At 51.3% G+C, this 2277-nt stretch carries 2 protein-coding genes and 1 pseudogene; 2 read left to right on the top strand and 1 reads right to left on the bottom strand.

The window, feature by feature from the left end:
- Positions 1–563, bottom strand: a 563-nt coding sequence (locus tag Q0314_RS01905; RefSeq protein ID WP_298055908.1) for a molybdopterin-dependent oxidoreductase, incomplete at its 3' end; no start/stop codon positions are given.
- 225 nt (positions 564–788) lie between these two features.
- Here Q0314_RS01905 and Q0314_RS01900 point away from each other — a divergent pair.
- Positions 789–1370 (top strand): YcxB family protein, encoded by a 582-nt coding sequence (locus Q0314_RS01900; protein ID WP_298055907.1) that lies wholly within the window; start codon positions 789–791, stop codon positions 1368–1370.
- 8 nt (positions 1371–1378) lie between these two features.
- Positions 1379–2277 (top strand): annotated as a pseudogene (locus Q0314_RS01895) (hypothetical protein); the annotation flags it as partial.

Here is a 2277-nt window from a genome sequence, read left to right as displayed (position 1 = left end):
GAGCCCGTCACGTGAGGCAAAAACGCCGTCGCCGCGCCGTATGAGTAGCCGCCAAGCTCGCTCACGTAGCCTCCTAGCGCGTTTAGCATGCGCTTTGCGGTGCGCTGCGAGTGGCCGACTTTTCCTAGGCTACCCCACTGATAAAGCTGCCCGTAAATGGCCTCCGAGCCGTATTTGTCGAAGTTTTCTTTTAAAATTTTAGCGCTTAGCTTTATCGCCTCGTCCCAGCTAACGCGCACGAAGGGCTCTTTACCGCGAAGCTGCGGCTTTGGATTTGACGGGTCTGCCAGGAAGCTTTTGCGCACGTATGGGTATTTCACGCGCGTTTCGTTTTGGATGTGATCGCTTAGGGCGTTGTTTAGCACCGTTGGCATCGCGTCGCCCTCGAATGGCTCTGTGCCAACGACCCTGCCGCCGATGGTTTTTACGTAAAACGCGCCAAATTTATTCGCGCAAAGCCCCATCTGCTCGTCAAATATCGCCTGCGCCGCTGCGTCAAACTGTTTTGCCTGCGCCGAAGCTGCCGCCAGCGCGCCTAGTTTTAGAAAGTCTCGTCTTTTCATGGTTTTCTCCGTTAAATTTAAATTGATTGGTTGACTCGGTTTAAATTTAGCGGAATTTACGCGGTTGGGTTTTGCATAGTTTGCCTTTTAACGTATTACGCGACCTCGCGTCTTGGCGGCGATTTTACTAAATTTGGGCTTAATTATCGTTTTAGCGGCGATTTTAAAAATAGCGTAAATTTAGGCCAAATTTGATAATATCTCATCAAAATTTAAAGGAAGCAAATGTCAAATTTAAAAGCCGAATTTGAGATAAAGCCTAGCGCCGAGTATAAAGCGATGACGCGCGAGGTGGGCAAGATTGTTTATAAGGGCGATAAATTTATGCGAAACATACGTATATGCGACTTTACGGCGTCGGCTCTTGGCATGTTTTTTATCACGCTTTTGTGCGTCAAATTTTACTTCAGGGAGCTTAGCGACTTGCTTAGGGATTACGGTTTTAGCGGCGTGGAAAATCTAGCCTACCTATCGTGGATGGCCGCGTTTTTTACTCTGCTTTACGCTACTGGGCTGCGGCCTTGGCTGCTTACTCGCGCGCTGATAAATAAAGCAAACTACGGCGAATTCGGACCAAAAAGCGTGATCTTAGAGGATGGGTTTTTCGTGCAAAAGAGCAAATTTGGCGAGGGCAGATATTTTTATAACGTCATCAGCGACGCCCGCTATGTCGGTAGTTTCGTCGTCGTTATCATCGCAAACTCCATGTTTTACGCCGTGCCGCGCGAGGCTTTTGGCGACGGCGGAGCGGAGTTTTTAAGCGAGATAAAAAAGCGCGCGGGACTAGACGCGCAAAATAAAATTTAGGATTTAAAATGAGCGAATTTGACGAGCTAAGTTTACACGAGCCGTTTTTAAAAGGGCTGCGAAATCTAGTAAACGGCAACCAAGCTAAGCCTGAGGACTTGGTAGAAATTTCGCACGAAATTTTTGATTTTGAAGCGACGGCGACCGTGACGTGGGAGTTTTACGGCAAGCGCGAAGAGAGCAAAATCGCTGGCGGCGCAAAGGAGCAGATACATTTCGGCGACGATACGCGCGGCTACGAAAATCACGCCAGAGAGTGCTTGCTGCAGGCTAGAGATAGCGCCGATCTGCACGAAATTTTACTCGCCGAACTGCGCCAAAACGCAAACGAGGCCGTCGCAAAATCAGGCGGCGCGGTTAGGTATTACGATTTTAAGCCATTTAGCATGAGCGAGCGCTGCGGCAACTGCGGCGGCGACGGGCAGACGAGATGCGGCGAGTGCGGCGGACGAGGCAAAAAAACCTGCTCCAGCTGCGGCGGACGCGGACGACAAAGCTGCTCTACGTGCGGAGGCAGCGGCGGTGTGAACCGCCCTCACACCCAGTATAACTCAGACGGTAGCACCTACGTGACGTATCGCTACGAGAGCTGTTCATCATGCGGAGGCAGCGGCTCAAATACCTGCTACGGCTGCTCGGGATCTGGCACGGTTAGGTGCGGCGGATGCGGGGGATCAGGCTACGTGCAGTGCGCCCAGTGTAGCGGGCACGGATACTTTACCACCGTAGCAAACATCGGCGCCTACGCAAAACCCAGCGTAAATTTACGCATAAAATCGCGCGCCTACGCCGACGAACTCTTGGACTTTTTATGCGCTCGCACCTGCAAATTTATCTCGCAAACGATACCTTTTTATCAAGACGAAGAGAGCGGCGACGAGAGCTCGCACCTGTTTTCTTACGTGGG

It is taken from the genome of uncultured Campylobacter sp., assembly GCF_938040115.1.
Taxonomy (GTDB): Bacteria; Campylobacterota; Campylobacteria; order Campylobacterales; family Campylobacteraceae; genus Campylobacter_A.
Note: the sequence above shows the minus strand (reverse complement) of the source record. Positions and strands in the feature narration are given on the sequence as shown.